This window comes from Streptomyces sp. NPDC059649 (assembly GCF_042734445.1).
Taxonomy (GTDB): domain Bacteria; phylum Actinomycetota; class Actinomycetes; order Streptomycetales; family Streptomycetaceae; genus Streptomyces.
The window spans coordinates 533,862-553,590 of sequence record NZ_JBHWDV010000001.1; the positions used below are offsets into that span (position 1 = coordinate 533,862).

At 71.2% G+C, this 19,729-nt stretch carries 11 protein-coding genes and 2 pseudogenes; 5 read left to right on the plus strand and 8 right to left on the minus strand.

The window, feature by feature from the left end:
- Window positions 1-30 precede the first annotated feature (30 nt).
- The 3 genes from ACFV1J_RS02330 to ACFV1J_RS02340 all read left to right on the plus strand — a co-directional run bounded on the left by ACFV1J_RS02330 (window position 31) and on the right by ACFV1J_RS02340 (window position 4,274).
- On the plus strand, window positions 31-1,863 hold the full coding sequence (locus tag ACFV1J_RS02330; RefSeq protein ID WP_385855300.1) for a BTAD domain-containing putative transcriptional regulator: 1,833 nt from the start codon (window positions 31-33) through the stop codon (window positions 1,861-1,863).
- 192 nt (window positions 1,864-2,055) lie between these two features.
- Window positions 2,056-3,324, plus strand: coding sequence for an ATP-grasp domain-containing protein (locus ACFV1J_RS02335; RefSeq protein WP_385855301.1), 1,269 nt, complete (start codon window positions 2,056-2,058; stop codon window positions 3,322-3,324).
- 203 nt (window positions 3,325-3,527) lie between these two features.
- A complete protein-coding gene (locus tag ACFV1J_RS02340) occupies window positions 3,528-4,274 on the plus strand; it encodes a 2OG-Fe dioxygenase family protein (protein WP_385855302.1) in 747 nt (248 codons plus the stop codon).
- A gap of 230 nt (window positions 4,275-4,504) precedes the next feature.
- Here the strand turns inward: ACFV1J_RS02340 and ACFV1J_RS02345 are convergent, their stop codons facing one another.
- The gene (locus tag ACFV1J_RS02345) at window positions 4,505-5,653 is read right to left on the minus strand and encodes a GNAT family N-acetyltransferase (RefSeq protein WP_385855303.1); all 1,149 of its coding nucleotides are present in this window, start codon (window positions 5,651-5,653) and stop codon (window positions 4,505-4,507) included.
- Window positions 5,654-6,044: 391 nt separating this feature from the next.
- Here ACFV1J_RS02345 and ACFV1J_RS02350 point away from each other — a divergent pair, with 391 nt between their 5' ends.
- Together ACFV1J_RS02350 and ACFV1J_RS02355 are read left to right on the plus strand one after the other, a co-directional pair.
- Window positions 6,045-7,448 carry a hypothetical protein gene (locus ACFV1J_RS02350; protein WP_385855304.1) on the plus strand — a complete coding sequence of 468 codons (1,404 nt, stop codon included), beginning with the start codon at window positions 6,045-6,047 and terminating at the stop codon, window positions 7,446-7,448.
- Window positions 7,449-7,457: 9 nt separating this feature from the next.
- On the plus strand, window positions 7,458-8,837 hold the full coding sequence (locus tag ACFV1J_RS02355; protein WP_385855305.1) for an MFS transporter: 1,380 nt from the start codon (window positions 7,458-7,460) through the stop codon (window positions 8,835-8,837).
- A gap of 464 nt (window positions 8,838-9,301) precedes the next feature.
- On the opposite strand, the gene ACFV1J_RS02360 is transcribed toward ACFV1J_RS02355, so the two are convergent.
- The 7 genes and pseudogenes from ACFV1J_RS02360 to ACFV1J_RS02390 all read right to left on the minus strand — a co-directional run.
- Window positions 9,302-14,236, minus strand: a complete 4,935-nt coding sequence (locus ACFV1J_RS02360) for an amino acid adenylation domain-containing protein (RefSeq protein ID WP_385855306.1) — start codon at window positions 14,234-14,236, stop codon at window positions 9,302-9,304.
- 13 nt (window positions 14,237-14,249) lie between these two features.
- On the minus strand, window positions 14,250-14,987 hold the full coding sequence (locus ACFV1J_RS02365) for a thioesterase II family protein (protein ID WP_385855307.1): 738 nt from the start codon (window positions 14,985-14,987) through the stop codon (window positions 14,250-14,252).
- Window positions 14,984-15,193, minus strand: coding sequence for an MbtH family protein (locus ACFV1J_RS02370; RefSeq protein WP_385855308.1), 210 nt, complete (start codon window positions 15,191-15,193; stop codon window positions 14,984-14,986). The genes ACFV1J_RS02365 and ACFV1J_RS02370 overlap by 4 nt, the downstream gene beginning before the upstream one ends.
- A 3-nt stretch (window positions 15,194-15,196) precedes the next feature.
- Window positions 15,197-16,192 (minus strand): 2,3-diaminopropionate biosynthesis protein SbnB, encoded by a 996-nt coding sequence (gene sbnB, locus ACFV1J_RS02375; RefSeq protein WP_385855434.1) that lies wholly within the window; start codon window positions 16,190-16,192, stop codon window positions 15,197-15,199.
- A 38-nt stretch (window positions 16,193-16,230) separates the two neighbouring features.
- Window positions 16,231-17,247 (minus strand): 2,3-diaminopropionate biosynthesis protein SbnA, encoded by a 1,017-nt coding sequence (gene sbnA / locus ACFV1J_RS02380; RefSeq protein WP_385855309.1) that lies wholly within the window; start codon window positions 17,245-17,247, stop codon window positions 16,231-16,233.
- A gap of 45 nt (window positions 17,248-17,292) precedes the next feature.
- Window positions 17,293-18,791, minus strand: a pseudogene (locus ACFV1J_RS02385) (MFS transporter).
- Window positions 18,792-19,443: 652 nt separating this feature from the next.
- Window positions 19,444-19,634 (minus strand): annotated as a pseudogene (locus ACFV1J_RS02390) (IS5/IS1182 family transposase); the annotation flags it as partial.
- Window positions 19,635-19,729 lie beyond the last annotated feature (95 nt).

Below are 19,729 nucleotides of genomic sequence, written 5' to 3' on the forward strand. Positions count from 1 at the left end.
ACCGAACGAACATGAGGCAGGGGGAATTTCATGAGAATCAACCTTCTCGGGCCGCTCCAGGCCTACGGGGACGATCACCGCGTCGACATGGCGCCGGCCGCCCAGAAAGTACGTCAGACACTGGCGATGCTCGTGCTGAACGCGGGCCGGGTGGTGCCCTTCGAGCAACTCATGGACGAGCTGTGGAACGACACCCCGCCGGCCAGCGCGCACACCGCGCTGCAGACGTACGTGTACCAGCTCAGGAAGCGGTTCTCCCTCGGCAATCCGAGGAGCGGCGGCGCGGTACGGGCGGCCGGGCCGCTGCTGGGCACGGTCGACGGCGGCTACCAGCTGTCGCTGCCCGCCGACCATGTGGACGCCTTCCGGTGCGAGCCGTTGCTCGCCCGTGCCCGAGCGGAGTTCCGTGACCAGGACTTCGCCCGGGCCCGTGACACGGCCGCCGCGGCGCTGCAGCTGTGGCGGGACGACGCCCTGGTGGACGTACGCAAGGGGCCCACGCTGAAGGCCGAGGCGGTCCGCCTGAAGGAGTTGCGTACCGGCGCACACCACCTGCGGATCGAATCCGACCTGCACCTCGGCCGACACCACGAGGTGCTCGGCGAACTCACCTCGATGGCCGGGCGGGAACCGACGGACGAGCGGGCCCAGGGCAATCTGATGACGGCCCTCTACCGCATGGACCGGCGGGCCGAAGCGCTCCAGGTCTACCAGCGCGCACGCGAGCGGATCGCCACCGAGCTGGGACTCGACCCCTCACCCCAACTCCAGGCCCTGCACACGGCCGTGCTCACGTCGGACGAGGCGCTGCTGCGTCCCGCCGGGCGGCTCACGGCCGTGATCGCCACCACCCGGGCACCCTGCCATCTGCCCGCCCCGCGCGAGCCCCTGACCGGACGCGCCGGCCAGCTGGCGCGCCTCACCGCGGTGCTGGCCGGCCGGACGCGGGAGGACCGGCCGCTGGTGATCGTGGGGGGCGCCCCCGGCACGGGGAAGAGCGAGCTGTGCCTGCACGCCGCGCATCAGGTGAGCGGTCACTACCCGGACGGACGGCTCTATGCGCGTCTCCGTGACGGCGCCGGCCGGCGGGTGCGGCCCGCCGAGATCCTCCGTTCGTTCCTGCGTGGACTCGGCGCGACGGAGGAGCAGTTGCGGCTGGGCACGACCGACCTGAGCCTGCTGTTCCGTACCTGGACCGCCAACCTGCGCGTCCTCGTGGTGCTCGACGACGTCTGCGACGTGCGGGACTTGACGCCGCTGCTGCCGTCCGGCGCCGGCTGCGGCGTGGTGATCGGCAGCCGACGGCGGCTGTTCGTGTCCTCGTCGGCGGTCCACGTCGAACTGGCCGGCCTGCCCTTCGACGACTGTCTGCACCTGCTGGCATCCTCCGTGCCCGGACACCCGGTCGCCATGGACCCGGACGGGCTGCGACGGCTGGCCCGGTTGTGCCGGGGGCTGCCGGGCGCGCTCTTCGCGGTCGCTTCGCAGTTGCGCCGCCGCCCGCACTGGACGGCCCGGCAGGCCACTGCCTGGGTCCTCGCGTCCGGGGGCGCCAACAGCGATCCGCTGGGCGTACGGGCCGGATTCGACCGGACGCTCGCGACGCTGCCCACCGAGTTGCGGCCCCTGGCGTACGCGCTGTTGTCTCCCGGCGCCCCCGACCGGCTCACGCCGGCGCTTGCCGCCGCGGCCCTGGGGATCAGCGACCAGCGGGCCGAGGACCTGCTGGAGGAGCTGGCGGAGAGCTACCTGCTGCGCGCGCAGCAGCCGTGCGTGAACGGCCGGTTCTCCTACGAATGGGAGCCGGGGATACGCCCGTTCGCAGCGCGGTCGAGCAGCGCGCCGGTCATGTGCTCCGCCTGACGCCTCACGGCTCCCGTACCACCTTGCCCGTCGTCACGTGCGTCTCCGGCGCGTGGTGCGCGGCGGCCGCTTCAGCGAAACGAGGTCGAATGCCGAGCTCAGCTCCGTGATCGCCGGGATGACCTCACGCACCGTACCGGCCGGCGCGCCGTGCCCGAACCCGTCCCCACAGCCGAACCTTGGAGAACCGTCATGCCGCACCGCCCGAAACTTGTCCTCGCCGGCCAGTTGTCCGTGTTCCCCTGGGTGTTCGAGGCCGCCGAGCGTGCCGGTATCGACCTGATCCTCATCCCCAGGGGCGACGACTCGGTGGAGTCCGCCGGGCGGGCCAACGCGGTGGTCGAACTGCTGCCGCTGGACATCGACGGAAACCCGGACGGTGCGCTGTCCGCGCTCGCCGACCGCTACCGGCGGGAGCCCTTCGGCGGCATCATGTCGGGCAACGAAAGGGTCATCCCGTTCGTGGCGCGCGCCGCTCGGGAGCTGGGCCTCACCGGGCTGACCGAGGAGGCGGCGGCCGTGGTGCGCGACAAGCGCCGCATGCGCCAACGCCTGCTGGAAGCGGGTCTGGGCGTGCCCGGCTTCGTGGTCATCAAGGATCCCGACAGTTGGACCGACGCGCTGACCTTGCGGTTCCCCGTCGTGGTCAAACCAGCGAACGGCCACTCCAGTTTCGGTGTGATCCGTGCGGATGACCGGGACAGCCTTGAGCAGGCGGTGGCCCGTACCTGGGAGCTCGTCGAAACCCACCTGGGCGCCGCCTACGGATCGGACTCGGACAGCGGTGTGCTGGTCGAGGAGTACCTGGACGGGCCGGAGATCTCCGCCGAATCCCTCGTGTACCACGGGCAGGTACGGGTCTGTGCCGTCAGCTGGAAGGGACAGCTGACGGGGCCCTACTTCGAGGAGACCACGTTGCGGGCCCCCGCCCAACTGCCGGCCGAGATACTCGCTGCGATCGAGGCGGAGGTGATCGGTGCCCACCGCGCCTTCGGCGTCACGGACGGCACCACGCACACCGAACTGCGGTTGGTCGGCGGGGTGCGGCCGGTGCTGCTGGAGATGACTGCGCGCCTCGGCGGCGGGGGCAATATGCACCACCTCGCCCACGTCAGCAGCGGGATCGACCTGGCCGCCGAGGCACTGCGCATCCACCTCGGCCAGGAGCCGCTCTGCTGGCGTGAGGAGCCGGCACCGGCCGGCCACGCGGCGGCGTACCTGGTGCCGATCGGCAGCGGCGGACGGGTCAAGCGGATACGCGGCCTGGACGCGGTGCGTACCCACCCGCAGGTGGACTACGTGGTGCAGACCGCGGGCCCCGGCGCCGTGCTGCGCCCCTATCCGGACTGGTCCGGAAACCCGGCGGTCGTGCTCTCCCACCACGAGTCGGACGCGGAGGCCGAGGCTTACCTCGCCCACCTCGCCCGCACGCTGCACGTCGAGTACGAGGAGCAGGAGTGAGCACCCGCCACGACACACCACGCCTCCGGCGATCGGCACCGAACATGACTTCTCGGCACCCCGGCCGCTGCCAGTCGTGAGCACAGCCGGGAGCTGGGCGCGCGACGTCACTCCGTCTTGTCGAAGATCCGCGACATCAACCGCACCCGGCCCGGCCGGAAACGCCGGCCCCGCCGGGACACCCGTGCAGAGAGGAAGCACCAATGAGCAACAGCACCAGCAACACGCTGACCACCGGACCGCAGCTCCGTGACGGCGTGCCCACCTTCTCGGAGCAGGTCCGCCACACCGGCTTCGTCATCATGCGCAAGCAGGAGCTCGCCGGGTTGATCAGCGACGACGACCTCGAGGAACTCCGCGGCGCCTGGGAGAACCTGCCGGTCGACACCCAGGTCGACGGCGTCGGCGTCTACCGTGAGCGCCGCTACGGCCGGCTGCGCGTCGACGTCGACGGCGACAGCGTCACCTTCGAGGTCCTGCCCAACGCCGTCTTCCGCCAGGACGCCATCCCGCTCTGGAAGGGCAAGGACCGGGTCTTCGAGCCGATAGCCGAGGACGTGCTGCTCAGCGCCGGTATGCGCGCCCTGGTCAGTTTCGACGCCCGGATGGCGACCGCGGTCAACGGCAATACCTCGTGGACGGTCGGGGTTCACCTGGTCCGCGTCGTCGCCCGCGCCGGCGCCGATGGCCTGCCCACCCCCGAGGGCCGCCACCGCGACGGTCATTCCTGCGTCGGCTTGCACCTGATGCGCCGCGAGGGCGTCACCGGCGGCCTGTCCACCGTCCACCCCAACGATGGCAGCGACAGCGTGCGGACCACCCTGCTCCAGCCGCTCGACTCCATGTTCTTCGACGACAACATGATCACCCACGAGGTCTCGCCGACCGTCTCCGAGGGCACCTCGGGCGTGCGCGACATGCTCCAGGTCGACTTCAACCCGGTGGCCTGAGCCCATGGACCGGCCGCACGAGGCGGAGCTGCTGCCCGCTTGGCTTCAGGCGGGCGTTGCTGACGCTGGTGGGCGCACGAGCTGTACCACACAGCCGGCCGAGTGAAGTCGGCCAGGCATGAAGGCCTAGAAGCAGCCACAGACCCGGGCCGGCTCTTCCGTGGATTCCCATAGGAGCCGGCCGGGTCTTCGGCGTGGAAGAACTCCCTTTACTGCGACGGCAGTTGGCCTCAGCAGTACGGCTCCCAGAGCTCGTCCATCAGGGCGTCGGAAATCGCGGGGGAGGAGTCGCGCAGGCGGGCGAGCAGGGCGCGGTTGTGCTCGCGGATCTCCTCGTCGTACCCGGCCAGCGGGCTGTCCTCGGACAGGTCCAGCAGCCACAGCGGCCGGAGTTTCGCGCCGCGCAGTGCCTTTGCTTCCGCGGTCTCGGTGCCCGCGTGGATCCAGCGCACTCCCGGGAGCCGCGCCGCCATGTAGTAGGTGAGGTTGAAGTACTCGGCGGCCGAGGCGAGTTGGTCGTGGTCGAGGCCGAGCCCCCGCAGGTACACGGTGTCGCCCCAACGGTAGTACAGGCAGAAGCCGACGGGCGGTTCGCCGGGGCGCGAGCACAGCACCACTTCGGCGCGCGGACCGGCGAGTTCACCCTGCTTGCGGAAGGACTCGGCCATCGGGGCCACGTCGACGGTTCTGCCGTAGCGCAGCAGCGAACGGGCCAGCAGCCGGGCGACGTCCTGCCAGGACTCGGCGAGCGTCCGGTGCTCCATCTCGTATCCGGCCTTCTCGAACTTCCGTATCTCACTGCGGATACGGCGCGCCCGGTGCGCCGACAGCGATTCCAGCCAGGCGGGGTAGCCGCCGGGCGGGATCTCGATCCAGGCGTCGGTCTTCAGCGCGACCGGGGCGGTCCGCACCCCCGCCGCACGCAGCGCCCCCACGTCCTCGGTGGTCAGGTACATCGCCACGCGGGCGATCTTCGACTCCTCGTGGAGGGGCGAGCGCAGCGCGCGGACCGCGTCGAGCACTCCGGCGGCGGCCTCGGTCCGATCGGTTCCCTCGCCGGTGAGCAGGTGCGCCAGGTATCCCCGGCGCTGGCCGATGAGCAGGCCACCCGGCTCGGGCGCCGGCAGACCGCGCGCGGCAAGCATGTCGTGCCACCGCAGGTCCGGGGTGGGCTCATCGGTCACCGCCGCCACGGGGATCGCGGCCCGGCCGCCGCCCGGGGTCTCCACGTGTAGTCCGCCGGAGACCGGCCCGGGGTCGATGGCGCACACCCGCAGCCACAGCGCCGACGAGTAGAACCTGTCGCCGGCGAGCCGGTCCCACTCGGTGTCCCCGAGCCCGCCGATGGCGTCGGCGAAAGTGTCCGTCGTGGCGGTCATGGCGCCTCCCATAGTCTCGGCCTGACCGTGCCCGCGGGTTCGCTGCGCGATCGGACGCTGAGTGTGCGGAACATCTTGCGTAGGTGATAATTGGCCGTGTGGGACCAGCGGTTGATGCGGGTGAGGATCACCGATCGATCTCCCGCCAGGCCGGCCGGCCGGAACAGCGGCTGGGTGAAGACCAGCCGGCAACGACAAACGTTCCCCCGTGGCTGCGGAACTGTCCTTTTACGGGTGTTGAAGCACTCTAGTCATAACACGGATGCTCGGTGTCCAGAGGGGCCGTGGGCCGAGAATTGAGCCGCAATTGAGTGGCACCGGAAGTCGGCGTGAAACAGTGACCCCTGCGGGCCGAGGAGCCCCGTCACCATCGAGCAGGAGCGGAGAATTCATGTCGGCGGAGCGGGTAACGGCCCAGTACAACGAGGAGTTCCGCACACCGGGCAGCGCATTGCCCACGGTCGCCCAGCACGTCAAGGAATTCTCCACGCTCGCGCCCTGGCATGGCGAGTATTTGGCCAGGCCCCTCTTCGTCGCCGAGCGGGAGATCCACGATTTCGCCGACGACCTGCAGCACCTCGTCGAAACACTCTTTTCCTTGCCGGACCGGATGTTCGGCGGCGATCTGGAGGCATTCCGGTCGGCACTCGGCATCAGCGACGGCCACTGGGAAGTGATACGGCGGTTCGGTGACCTCTTGCCGCCCTCTTTCGGCCGTGCCGACATGTATCACGACGGCACCTCGTTCAAACTCCTCGAGACCAATCTGGGAAGCGAGTCCGGTGGTTGGGGCCTCGCGAGTGAAATGTCCCAGGCGGCGATGGAGGTCGACGCCTTCGCGGACTTCGCGCGCCGGAACCGGCTCGGTTACGTGCACCCCGTTCGCGCCGTGGTGGAGACGCTGCGCCGCTTCGGCGCCCCGGTGGCACCCGGCCGCGAGCCGGTGGTGGCCATGCTGGAATGGCGTGGCGGTATGACGGACTACGGCGAGCTCTGGCGCAACTTCCAGTCCGCACTGCGCTCGGCGGGCTTCGACATCCTGCTGGCCGAGGTCTCCGACGTGCACGAACGTGGTGAGGCGCTCTACCTCGGGGACACGAAGATCGACGTGATCTACCGCGCCTTCGTCCCGGACCAGATCGCCGATGAACCCGACGGCTGGGACCTGGTCGCACCCCTGCTGCGTGCGCACCGGGCGGGCGGGACGCTGCTGTGGACCCCGCTCTCCAGCAATATGTTCGCCAACAAGGCCTGTATGGCGCTGCTTTCGGACCCCGCACGGCGGCGCAATCTCAGCGAGGACGAGTGCCGGCTCATCGACCGGGTGCTGCCCTGGACCCGACTGATCAACACAGACGCGCTCAAGACGGACACCGACCTCGTCGACGAATGCCTGGAGCGGCGCGAGCAGTTGATCCTGAAGGTCAACGCGCGCGGCGGCGGAGTCGGCGTCGTGGTGGGCTGGGAAACGGACGACGCGACGTGGCGGCGGGCTCTGGAGAACTCCGCAGCCGAAGGATGTGTCGTACAACAGAGAGTGATCCCGCGGCCGGAGCTGGTGGTCGACCCGGTATCCGGGGAAACCGAGGAATGGCATGCGGCCTATGGCATGTTCTACACGCCGGATGGTTGTGCAGGAACGTATGCCAAGGTGGTGCCGGCCGGTTCGGGCAGCATCATCTCCATCGCGGCGCATGCCAAGGCGCGCAGCGCAGCCGTCTTCCATCAGAGCGAGCGGCCCGTCTGGGGCGAAGTGCCTGCCGTGGGTGAATTGCCGGCCGATGCAGCGAAGTAAAGAGAAGTGATGATGCCGCAGCAGCACCCCGCGCCTTCGGCATGGCGGCGGATTCGGACGGCCTGGGGTCTGCCGGACCTCGCGGGGAAAGGCCGATTCGTCACGGCCAATCTGATCGACAGCCTGGGAAACGGGTTGGCGGTGGCGTTCACCGTCGTCTTCTTCGTGAAGACGACGACGCTGTCACTGGTCGCCATCGGCACCGCGCTGACCGTCGGCCAGCTGCTCGTCCTGCCCGTTCCGCTCTTCGTCGGGCGCCTGTTGGACGCATACGGTCCGCGCACCGTGGTCGCTGTGGGCAACTGGATCTCGGCGGCCGGATTCATCGGATTCCTGTTCTCGCAGACGGCCTGGCAGATCGTGCTGTGGCAGTTCGTGGTGCAACTGGGGTCCACAGCCTTCTGGATGGGCAACAGTCCGCTCACCGTGCTGGTCGCCCGGGGCGTCGAGCGGGCCCGCTGGTTCGGCTTCGTGCGTGCTCTGCGCAATGTCGGCGTCGGCTTCGGCGGCGCCGCGTCCGCGGTGGCCCTGAGCATCGGAACCGTCACCGGGCTGCGGGCGGTCGTGGTGATCAACGTGGTCACCTTCGCCGTCGCAGGCTGGCTCGTGATCACCTTGCGGGGCGCGGACACGAGCGAGACGGCCGGCGCCGGGCCCGCGGAGCCGAAGCCCTTGCCTCCGCAACCCGTCGAGCCGGAGCAGGCGGCGGGCGAAACCACCGCACAATCCTCGGGCGGCTACCGCACCGTGCTGAAGGACACCCGGTATCTGCGGCTGGTCGCGGCGAACATCTCCTTCGTCTTCGCCTCCACGGTGATCACGGTGCTGCTCGCCGTCTACGCGGTGGACCACCTCGATGTCGGCGCCTGGATCGTCGGCGTGTTCGTCGTGCTGAACGCCGCCATGGTCGCGCTGCTCCAGACGCTCGCCAGCCGGTGGATCGAGGCCCGCAGACCGGTGACGGTGCTGGTGCTGGCCCTGCTGTTCAACGCGGCGGCGTTCGTCGTCTTCGGCACGCTGCTCGTGCTGCCCGGCCGGGCGGTGATCGCCGGGCTGCTGATCGCGATGGTGCTCTACACCGTGGCCGAGATCCTCAGCTCGCCGCCGACCAGCGAACTGAGCGTGGTGCTGGCCCCCGAGCATCTGCGGGGCCGCTATCTGGCCGTCTACCAGCTGTCCTGGTCGATCGGCGGTGCGGTGGCCCCGGCGCTGCTCACCGCGCTGTTGGAGGGCGGTGCGGCGCTGCCCTGGGTGTTCCTCACCGCGATCAGCGTGCTGGCCGTACCGCTCGTGATCGGGGTCGACCGGCGGCCAGCCACCACGAGCAAGGCCGCACCGGCCGGGGACGTCGCCGCCGTGGAGCACCTCGACGGCGACCCCGTCGGCTGAGCCTGCCCGCGCCTGTCGAGCGAGCACCGCGCTCACCGCCGACCGCCGCCCGGCAGGACACCGGGCGGCGGTCGGCGTTCCCTGCGTTGGCCATTCGCCAGCTCGCGGCCCTACGGCCCCACGCTGTCCCGACCGGCACCCGCGCGCCGCCCGCGAGGCCGAGCGCGCCGAGCCGTTCGCCGCAGCGGTGGCGCACATGCAACGGCGGGGTGCCCGCCATCGGCCGGGCAGCCACTGGAGGCGATCGGCTCCTCGCCGGGCAGCAGAGGCAACAGCCGCCCGGCCGAGCCCCTGAGCCACGGCTGGCCGCAGACGCCGATGCGACCACCGCGGACCCTTCGGAGGTGTCTTCGCCGTGCGCGGTACGCGGACGACGGCGCAGCCGCGGAACATCAACGCCTACGCCGGCGCGTGACTCGACGGAGAGGCATCGAGCAGTACGACGCGTGTGCCGTTGGTGCCGCTCATCGCTGTGTGGCCGCCTCCAGGGCCTCGGCGAGGCCCGCGACGGTGGGGTGGGTGAAGACCAGGGCCGGCGAGACCCGGCGCCCGAGTCGCTCGCCGAGCCGGCCCGCGACCGTGGTGATGGTCAACGACGTGCCGCCGACGTCGAAGAAGTCGTCCTGCGGCCCGAAGTCGTCCTCGACGCCCAGGCACTCCCGCCACACTTCGGCGACGAGGAGCTGCTGCTTGGTGACGGCCCGGCGGGTGGCGGGGGCCGGGGCGGACGCCGGACGTGGGTCGGGCAGTGCGCCCCGGTCGACCTTGCCGTTCGGCGTGAGGGGGATCGCGTCGATCACGGTGTAGCTCTGCGGCAGCATGTACGGCGGCAGTTGCTCCGCCAGGTGGGCGCGCAATTCCGCCGGGTCCGGGGCGGACCGGTCGGGGTGCTCGGGGATCAGGTAGGCCGCCAGCTGGTCCACATCGGCGCGGGTGCGGCGCACGGCCACCACGCAGTCGGACAAGGCGGGGTGGCTCTGCAGTGCGGACTCGATCTCGCCGAGCTCGATGCGGAAGCCGCGCACCTTGACCTGGTGGTCGTTGCGGCCGAGGAAGACCAGGTTTCCGTCGGGCAGCAGCCGGACCACGTCGCCCGTGGCGTACATACGGGCGCCGGGCTCCGCGGCGTACGGGTCGGGCAGGTACGCCGCGGCCGTGCGGGCCGGCCTGCCGAGATAGCCGCGGCCGACCGCGCTGCCGCCGACGTACAGCTCGCCGCGACAGCCCGGGGCGACCGGGCGCAGCTGCGGGTCCAGCACGTAGAGGTGCGCGTTGTCGGTCGCCCGGCCGAACGGGACGCTCGGGAGGTGGCCGTGCCGGTCGAGCAGCTCCTCGGTGATCGGGCAGAACGCCGAGGTGACGGTCGCTTCGGTGGGCCCGTACTCGTTGAAGACCTGGCATCCCGGCGCGGTGGAGGACAGGATTCGGCGGGCCACCTCGTGCGGCACCGCCTCGGCGCCGGTGAACACCAGGCGCACGGAGGCGAGTCGCGGAGCGGGATCCGTCCCGGACTCCAGCAGGATCCGCATCTGCGAGGGCGTCGCGTTGAGCGTGGTGATGCCGCGCTCGGCGACCTCTCGCAGGAACTCCTCGGGGTCGTAGGCGGCGGTGGGGCTCGCCAGGTGCAGTTCGGCGCCGGACACCAGGCACTGGAAGATCTCCCAGACCGAGTTGTCGAACGCCACCGAGTGGTTGAGCAGGGCCCGGTCCCGCCCGGTGAGCCGGCACAGCCGCTGGTTCCACGCCAGGAACCCGGTGATGTTGGCGTGGGTGATCGCGACGCCCTTGGGGTTGCCGGTCGAGCCTGACGTGTAGATCACGTAGGCGAGGTGGTGCGGTTGTGCCTCCTCGGCCGGCCCGGGGTCCGGCCCGGGTTCCTGGTCCACCGCCACGAGCCGCACGCCGTCGCCGAACAGGGCCGAGGCGGGGTGCCCCGGGTCGGCGACGACCAGGCGTACGCCCGAGTCGGCCAGCAGGTACTGCAGCCGGTCCGTCGGGTAGCCGGGGTCGAGCGGGACGTAGGCGCCGCCCGCCTTCAGCACGCCCAGCAGGGCGACCACCAGCTCCACCGAGCGTTCCAGGCAGACGCCGACCAGGCTTTCGGGGCGCACGCCCCCGGCCCGCAGCTCCCGGGCCAGGGCCGAGGCCCGCGCGTCGATCTCGGCGAACGTCAGCGACCGGCCGTCGCCCACCACGCAGACCGCGTCCGGGGTGGTCCGCACCTGGCGGTCCCACAGGTGGACCAGGGTGGTCGGCTCGGGCAGCGGCTCGGCGCGGTTGCCGAGGGAGAGGGCACGCAGCTCCTCGGCCGGGACGAGCTCCAGCTCGGACAGTCGGGCCGTGGCGTCGGTCACCATCTGCTCGATCACCCGCAGGAAGTGCCGGCCGAGGCCCCGGACGAAGTCGCCGTCGAACAGGTCGGTGGCGTACTCGACGGAGATGCTGAGGTCACCGGCTCCGGTGGCGTGGTCCGTCACGTCCAGGGCGAGGTCGAAGCGGGCGGTGCCGAGCCGTCCCTCCAGATCCTTGCGGTCGTACAGCTCGGTGAGGTGACCGGCCCTCGGCTCCTCGTGCAGGGCAAACAGCACCTGGAAGAGCGGGTTGCGGCTCAGGTCGCGCTCCGGGCTCAGCTCCGCCACCAGCTTCTCGAAGGGCAGCTCCTGGTGCGCGTACGCCTGCCGCGCGACCTCGCGGACCCGGCCCAGCAGCTCGCGCCAGGTCGGGTCGCCGGACAGGTCGGTCCGCAGGACGAGGGTGTTGACGAAGTAGCCGACCACCTCGTCCAGTTCGGGGCGCGGCCGGCCGCCTGCCAGGGTGCCGACGGCGACATCGCTCTCGTCGGCGTACCGGCCGAGCAGCACCTGCAACGGGGCCAGCAGGCCCATGAACAAGGTGACGCCCTCGGACCGGCACAGCGTGCGCAGCCGGTGCGCCAAGTCGGCGGGGACGCGGAGCAGTTCACGGCGGCCGCGGTGGCTCGCGACGGCCGGCCGCGGGCGGCTGGTCGGCAGCTCCAGGGCGGGCACGCCGGACAGCCGGGTGCGCCAGTGGTCGAGCAGCCGCTCCAGCTCGGTGCCGGTGAGTCGTTCGCGCTGCCAGGCCGCGTAGTCGGCGTACGTCACGGGCAGCGGTGCCGGGGCGGGGCGGCGGCCGGCGGCGAGCTCCGTGTAGATCTCGCCCAGTTCCCGCACCATCAGGTCGACCGATGTGCCGTCGCAGGCGAGGTGATGGATCGTCAGCAGCGTGAGGTCACGGCTCGGGGTGCGCAGCACGTCCGCGCGCAGCAGTGGTGCGTGGTCGAGGGCGAAGGGGGCGCGGATCCGCTCGGTCAGCAGCGCGTCCAGGTCCTCCTCGGCGACCTCGGTGCGGCGCAGCGGCACCGGTCCCGGCTCGCGCAGTTCGGGGCGGCACCGGCCGGCGACGGCGACGAGGGCCGTGCGCAGCGCCGGGTGCCGTCGCACCAGCGCGGACAGGCAGTCCTGCAACAGCGTCAGGTCGACGCGCCCGCCGGGCACGCCCAGGGCGACCGGCAGGTGGTAGGCGGGCACGGAGTCGTTGAGCTGCTCGAAGAACCAGATCCGCTCCTGGCCGAAGGAGAGTTCGGCGGTCGCGGCCGTGGGGATCGGCTCGTCGTCCGAGGGCGCCACGCCGTCCAGGGCTGCGGCCAGCGTGGCGGGTGTCGGATGGGCGAAGACCGACCGGGCGTCGACCGGCACGCCGAGCTCCGCACGCAGCCGGGCCACGGCCCGTACCGCGGTGAGCGACTGGCCGCCCAGGCCGAAGAAGTCGTCGTACGGGGACACGTCGTCGAGCCCGAGCACCTCGGCCCAGACCCGGCGCACCGCCGCGGTGTGCGACGGCAGCGGGGCGTCGTCGGGCAGCGGCCCGCTGGCCCGGACCGGGCCGTGCGGGATGCGTCGCACGGCGTCGCGGTCGGCCTTGCCGGCAGGGGTGCGGGGCAGGGCGTCGAGCACTGCGTAGCCCTGGGGCACCATGTGGGCGGGCAGCCGCCGCGCGAGGTGGTCACGGACCTGACGGGGCAGGTCCTCGGAGAGGTTCCGCGCGTCGTGCGCGGGCACGAGGTAGGCCACCAACTGGTCGCCGCCGGCCGCCTCGCGGTCGACGACCACCACCGCGTCCGTGACGCGGGGGTGGCTGCGCACACCGGCCTCGATCTCGCCGAGCTCGATGCGGAAGCCGCGCACCTTGACCTGATGGTCGTTACGTCCCAGCACCTCCAGCATGCCGTCGGCGGACCACCGGGCGAGGTCGCCGGTCCGGTACAGGCGTCCGGAGGCGTCCCCGAACGGGTCGGGCACGAAGCGGTCGGCGGTCAGCGCGGGCCGGTTGAGGTAGCCGCGCGCCACGCCCGCGCCGCCGATCCACAGCTCGCCGGTGACTCCTGGGCCGGCCTCCCGCCCCTCCTCGTCGACGACGTACAGCCGGGTGTGGGACAGGGCCGTGCCGACCGTGACGCGGTCGGCCACGGCGTCGATCCGGGCGGCGGTGGCCCACACCGTCGCCTCGGTCGGCCCGTACAGGTTCCACAGGGTGCCGCCGGTGGCGAGCAGGTCGCGGGCCAGCTGCTGATCGAGCGGCTCACCGCCCGACAGCAGTACCCGGCCGTGCCCGTCCGTCCAGCCGGACGCCAGCAGCATCCGCCAGGTGGTGGGGGTCGCCTGGACGACGCTCACACCCGCCTCGGCGATGGTGGCGGCCAGCAGCTCGGGGTCGGTGTTGGCGGCCCGCGGCGCCATCACCACCGTCGCTCCCCGGGTCAGCGGCAGGAACAGCTCCAGTATCGAGATGTCGAACGACAGCGGGGTGAGCGCGAGGACCCGGTCGTCCGCCCCGAGGCCGGGGCGTTCGGCGACACTCCGCAGGAACGCGGCGACCGCCGCGTGGTCGACGGCCACCCCCTTGGGCAGGCCGGTCGAACCGGAGGTGTAGATGACGTACGCCAGATGGTGCGGGTGGATCACCGGGGCCACCGGTGCGGGAGGTTCCGCGGGGAGGTCCTCGACCAGCAGGACGTCGGCCACGCCCCACGCGAGGGCCTGCGCGTGGTGGTCCGCGTCGCACAGCCACAGCCCGGCCCTCGCGTCGGTGGTCATGTGCCGCAGCCGGTCGGCCGGATAGCTCGGGTCGAGGGGCAGGTACGCGGCACCCGACTTCAGGATGCCGAGCAGGGCCACGACCATCTCGACCGAGCGGCCGAGGCAGACGCCGACCAGGTCCTCCGGCCCGATGCCGCGTGCCCGCAGCTCGGCGGCGAGTGCCGTGGCCCGGCGGTCCACGTCGGCGTAGGTGGCGCGGTGTGCTCCCGCGACGACGGCGACCGCGTCGGGTGTCCGGGCGGCCTGCTGCTCCCACAGTGCGACCAGGGTGGTCGGCGCCATGAACGGTCCTTTCTCAGCCCCGTGCGGGGAACGTGCGCGTGATCGTCTCCGCCAGCTGTCGTTCCGCGCCACGGACATACAGGTGGGGGGCGCCCGGGAACAGGTGCAGTGCGAAGTCGGCCGAGGTGTGCTTGCGCCAGTCGGCGAGCTCCGTCGCGTCGACGCTGTCGTCGTCCGAGCCGGCAAGCACGGTCAGAGGGCAGGGCAGGGGTGCCTCGGCCCGGTGCGTGTACGTCTCGCAGAGCGTCAGGTCCGCGCGCAGCAGCGGCAGCAACAGCTCCTGCAACTCGGCGTCCACGCCGTCGAATTCGGCGGTGGCGAGCAGCTTGTCGTCGGGCAGCGTGTGCCGCGGGTCGCGGTCCGGCAGGCCGGGGGCGCGCATGCCCGACAGGAACAGTCGGTCAGGTAGGCACATGCCGAGCGCACGGAGCCGCCGGGCCGTCTCGAAGGCGATCAGGGAGCCCATGCTGTGCCCGAAGAAGGCGTACGGCAGGTCCGTGTGGTCCGCGATGAGCGGCGCGAGTGCGGCCACGGCCTCGTCCAGGGACGTCAGGGCCGGTTCGGCGAACCGGGTCTCCCGGCCGGGCAACTGGACCGTACAGACTTCGACGGTGTCCGGCAGGTAGGCCGCGAGCCGGTAGGCGGAGGCGCCGGCTCCGGCGTGCGGGAAGACGAACAGGCGCCGCTCCGCGGTGAGGTCACGGCTGCCGAGCCCGCGCAGCCAGACCGCTGCGAGGCCAGCGGCCGTCATCGGGACGCTCGCACGGAGCGCGGGGTCAGGTCGGTCCACACCTGCTCGATGTGGTCCAGGCACTCCTGGCGGCTGCCCTGCGCGCCGGTGGCGGTCCAGCCGGCGGGCAGGGCACGGTCGGCGAACCAGACCGAGTACTGCTCCTCGTGGTTCACCACGACGACGTACCGGTCCCCGGCGGGGCGCGGGGCGGGTGAGGCGCTCATGCGTCAGACCCCCACCCCGGTGAAGAAGTCGCTCTCGCGGCGGCCCCGGCCCGCGGCGACGACCCGGTCGTGCACCCACTTGCCGACGGCGAGGTCGAGCACGCCGAGTCCGAAGGGCGAGAAGATCACCGGGCGGCCGTGGTCCCGGCGCAGCCGCCCGCGCAGCAGGTCGCCGAGGGTGCCGTCGATGAAGTCCCGGTTGCCGGTGCGCTGTTCGGTCAGGTGCAGCGAGGTGCGCTCGCGTACGGCGTGGTCGACGTCGTCGGTGAAGTTCTGGGCGGCGAGGATCATCTCGGGGGCGAGGTCGCGCAGGGACAGGTGCAGGACCACCGGGTTGTGGGCCAGCAGCCGGGGGTCGTGCAGGTGCGGTTCGCCGGCCACGGTGGTCAGCACCACCAGGTCGCAGTCGGTGAACGCGTCCTCCACCGCGTCGGCGACCACGATCTCGGCCCCGGTGTGCTCGGCCATGACGGCGCCGAAGCGGCCCGCCGCCGCCGGGTCGAGGTCGAAGAGCCGGAAGCCGTCGATCTCCCAGTCGAGATCCCGCAGGAACCGCCATACGTGCTGGGCGATCAGACCCGTGCCCACGATGCCGACCCGGCGGGCACGGCGCGCGCCGAGCAGCGTCTGCGCGCCGAGCACCGCGGAGGCCGCGGTCCGCGTCGCCGAGACGATCGAGGACTCCATGCAGGCGAACGGGTAGCCGGTGACGCAGTCGTTGAGGATCAGCGTGGCCGAGGCGCGGGGGATTCCGTGCTGTGTGTTGTCCGGAAAGCTGGCGATCCACTTGTTGCCGGCGACCTCGAACTCGCCGCCCAGATAGGCGGGCAGGGAGATGATGCGCGACCGGTTCTGGTGCGGGAAGCGCAGGAACGAGCTGTGCGGGTTCGAGCTCTGTCCGGCGTCGTGCGCGAGGTAGGCGGCACGGACGACCTCGATGAGCTGCGGACGGTGACGGTCCGTCTCGGCGGCGACGTCGCCCGCGCCGATCACGGTCATCGGCGGCGGGGCCAGGGTGGACACGTGCTGGTTCTCCTTCAGTTGACGGCCAGGGCTTCGACGCCGGCGGGCTGTACCGCTTCCGCGCGCAGCTGCTGTGCCCACGTGGGGTCGTAGACGGTCCGGGCGTAGGCATGGCCGCGGTCGGCGGCGATGAAGGCGACCCGGGGACGGTGTGCGCCGGGACGGTGACGGGCGAAGTAGTCCTGGACGGCGGCATAGGTACTGCCGGTCGAACCACCCGCGTACAAGCCGTACTTGGTGACCAGCGCGCCGCAGGCTTCGACGGCGCGCGCTTCGGAGACGATCTCGACCTGGTCGATCAGCGCCTGACCGCACAGCGGCGGCACGATGCTGGAGCCGATGCCGGGGATCCGCCGCTTCTTCGGCGGGCCTCCGAAGATCACCGAGCCTTCGGTGTCGACAGCGACGACCACGCAGCCCGGGTACGTTTCCTTGATCCGGTGGGAGAGCCCGGCGATCGTGCCGCCCGTGCCCACGCCGACGAAGAGGTAGTCGAGCGGGCCGGCCTGCGCGATCAATTCGCCCCCGGTGAAGCGGTAATGCGCGTCGCGGGCATCCGGATTGGCGTACTGATTGGGCCAATAGGCCGAGTCGAGTTCGACCAGCAGTTCCTGCACCCGGGACAGCCGGGTCTTCAGGTAGCTGCCCGCCGAATCACGGATGGATACCTTCTCCACCCGCCCGCACAGCAGCCGGAGTTGGGCCTCGGTGGCCTCGTTGCAGTGCGGATCGATGACCGGAAAGAACGAGATGCCGAGCAGATGGCAGTAGAAAGCCAGGGCCAGCGCGAAATTGCCGGACGACGACTCGACCACGGTGGTGTCGTGCGCTATCTCCCCGCGACCGATTGCCTGTTCCAGAATCCACAGTGCCGAACGGTCCTTGGTACTTCCGGCGGGATTGCAGAATTCCAGCTTGGCGACGATGTCGCACTGCTCGTCCGCCAGGGGAATCAGCGGGGTCCCCGTGAGGCCCCTGCGAATTTGCTTTGTCCGTTCGATCAGCGATTGATCAGCACGCCTGTGGAGCATGGGCCGAGTGTGGCACGGGGCCGGTCGAGGCGGCTCAACCGCGACTCAAGCCTCCTTCCTGGTTTGTCGTGCGGTGCGGGTCGTGGTCAGCGGTGCGGTGAGGCACGCGGCGGCGACGAGGATGCCGAAGGCGACTTCCAGGGCAGTGGTGTAGCCGTGGACGGATGCCGCACCCGGCGTGGCGTGAGGTGCTGACGCCAGGTATGAAGCCGTGGCGCCGGCCGCGAGGGTGTTGAGCAGTGCGGTGCCGAGTGCGGCTCCTAGTTGCTAGGAGGCGTTGTAGGCGGCCGATGCGGCTCCGATGTCCTGTCCGTCCATGTCCGCGGTGGCCAGGCTGGCGGTCGGGGGCATGACGCAGCCGAGACCGAGCCCGGTGAGTACCAGGGCGGGCGCCAGGTACAGCGGCAGGACGTGCGTGCTCTGCGGTGTCAAGCGGGTCAGGATGAGCATCCCGGCGGCCGCGGCGAGCAGGCCCGGCAGGACCAGCACCGCGGGCGCGACCCGTCCGTGCGGTTTCCCGGCGATGAGGGTGGAGCCGAGCAAGGCGGCCAGGGCGTTGATGAGCAGGGTCAGGCCCGCCTGGACCGGTGAGTAGCCCAGGACGGTCTGTGTGTAGTAGCTCATGAACAGGTAGAAGCCGAACATCGCGACGAACATCAGGCTGATCGAGAGGAGCGCACCGGCACGGAGACGGTGCACAAGTACGCGCATCGGCAGCAGCGGGCGGGGAGCGCGCACCTCGACGGCGGCGAACGCGGCCAGCAGCAGGACACCACCGGCCAGCAGTGTCAGCACCTTCGGTGAACCCCAGCCGAGCGGTTCGGCTTCGTTGAAGGCATACACCACAGCGGCGAAGCCCGTCGCGCTGAGCAGTGCGCCCGCAGCGTCGAGCCTTCCGTCGCCGGGGACGGGGCGGTCCGATGGCACCAATGTCGTGCCGAGCACGGCGAGCAGGGCGACCGGGACGTTGATGAACAGGCACCACCGCCAGCTGGCGTACTCGGTCAAAAGCCCCCTGCGACCAGGCCGAGGGCCGATCCGGTGGCGCCGACCGCGGCGAACACCCCGAACGCCCGACCGCGTTCGTGCGGTTCGGTGAACGTGGTACTCAACAGCGACAACCCGGCAGGCGCGAGCGCGGCGGCGAAGACACCTTGCAGGGCCCGGGACCCGAAGAGCATCTCGGGGTTCACGGCGGCCCCGCCCAGCGCGGACGCGGCGGAGAAGCCGACCAGGCCGATGAGAAACGTGCGCCGATGGCCGAGTACGCCGCTGACCCTGCCGCCGATCAGCAGCAGTCCACCGAAAGCCAGGGCATACGCGGTGATCGCCCATTGCCGACTTGCGTCGGACATGCCGAGCGCGCTCTGCGCGGAGGGCAGCGAGACATTCACGATCGTCCCGTCCAGGACCACGAGGAGCTGGGCCGCGCTCACCGCCAACAGCGTCCCCCACCGCCGTTGCGCAGCGGCAGTTCCTCCCTCTTCGTCGCAGCTCTTGAAGGCAGACTCCGCCCTGGGCGGTTCGATGTTTCGGGCATTCATGACTTCAAGTGTTTCGTTGAACCGATCCCGGAGACTTTTCCCCACTTCTGATCGCCGGACCAGGGCCGACGGGCGGACAACCTTCAAACCCGCCTTGAACCTTGACGGGGGCCTCCCCAACTCGCACTCGTGAACAGCACACATCCATGAATCCGGGTGCCTGCCTCCCAACCCCGTGAACAACCGCTGTCATGAGCCGAGATACGCGCCCGGCCTCCGGCCACCGCCGCCCCGTCGCCTGGCCCCGTCGCCCCGTCGCCCCGTCGCCTGGCGCCACCGGAGTTATAGCGCGGCCCCGCCGTCGTAGGACCTGGCCGTCAGCTCCGCCTGGTCCCGCCCGAACCGCAGAATCCGGAGCCAGCGATCGGCAAGCAACAACCCGCCGCAGGACCACACTCCCCGAGAACGAGTCCTGGCCCGGCGGCCCCGCGGGCATTCCCGAGGGTCAGTCGAGCAGCTGCAGCTGCAGCTGCAGTTCGCGGTCCGGGCGGCAAAGCGCACAGGGCACGATCCCGCTCGAAAGGGCCTCGATGCAGGTGGTCGCGGATCGCGCGGGAGGAATACGCCGTGTCGGCCAGAACCACATCCGGCCGAGTCCGCGGCCTCCCGCGGCGGCGAGAACGTGCAGGCAGGCCATCACATCCGTGAAAGCGGGTACGTCACCGGCCTGCCCGGCGGTGAGCACGAGGGCGAGGGGCCGGCAGCAGGCGTCCGCAGCGAGGTGGATCTTCGTGCTCAGTCCGCCGCGGGACCGGCCGATGGCGTGATCGGCCGGCTCTTTGGCCGAGGCCTCTTTTTGCGGCCCCCGGCCGCATGCTGGTGGGCCCGCACAACGCCAGCGTCTCCCCGCTTCGGCGTCCGGTCCGGCAGCAAGGGCTCGATCCGCGCCCAGGGCGCCCCGAACTTCTGCTCATACCGGAGATGCACACGGGTCTCGT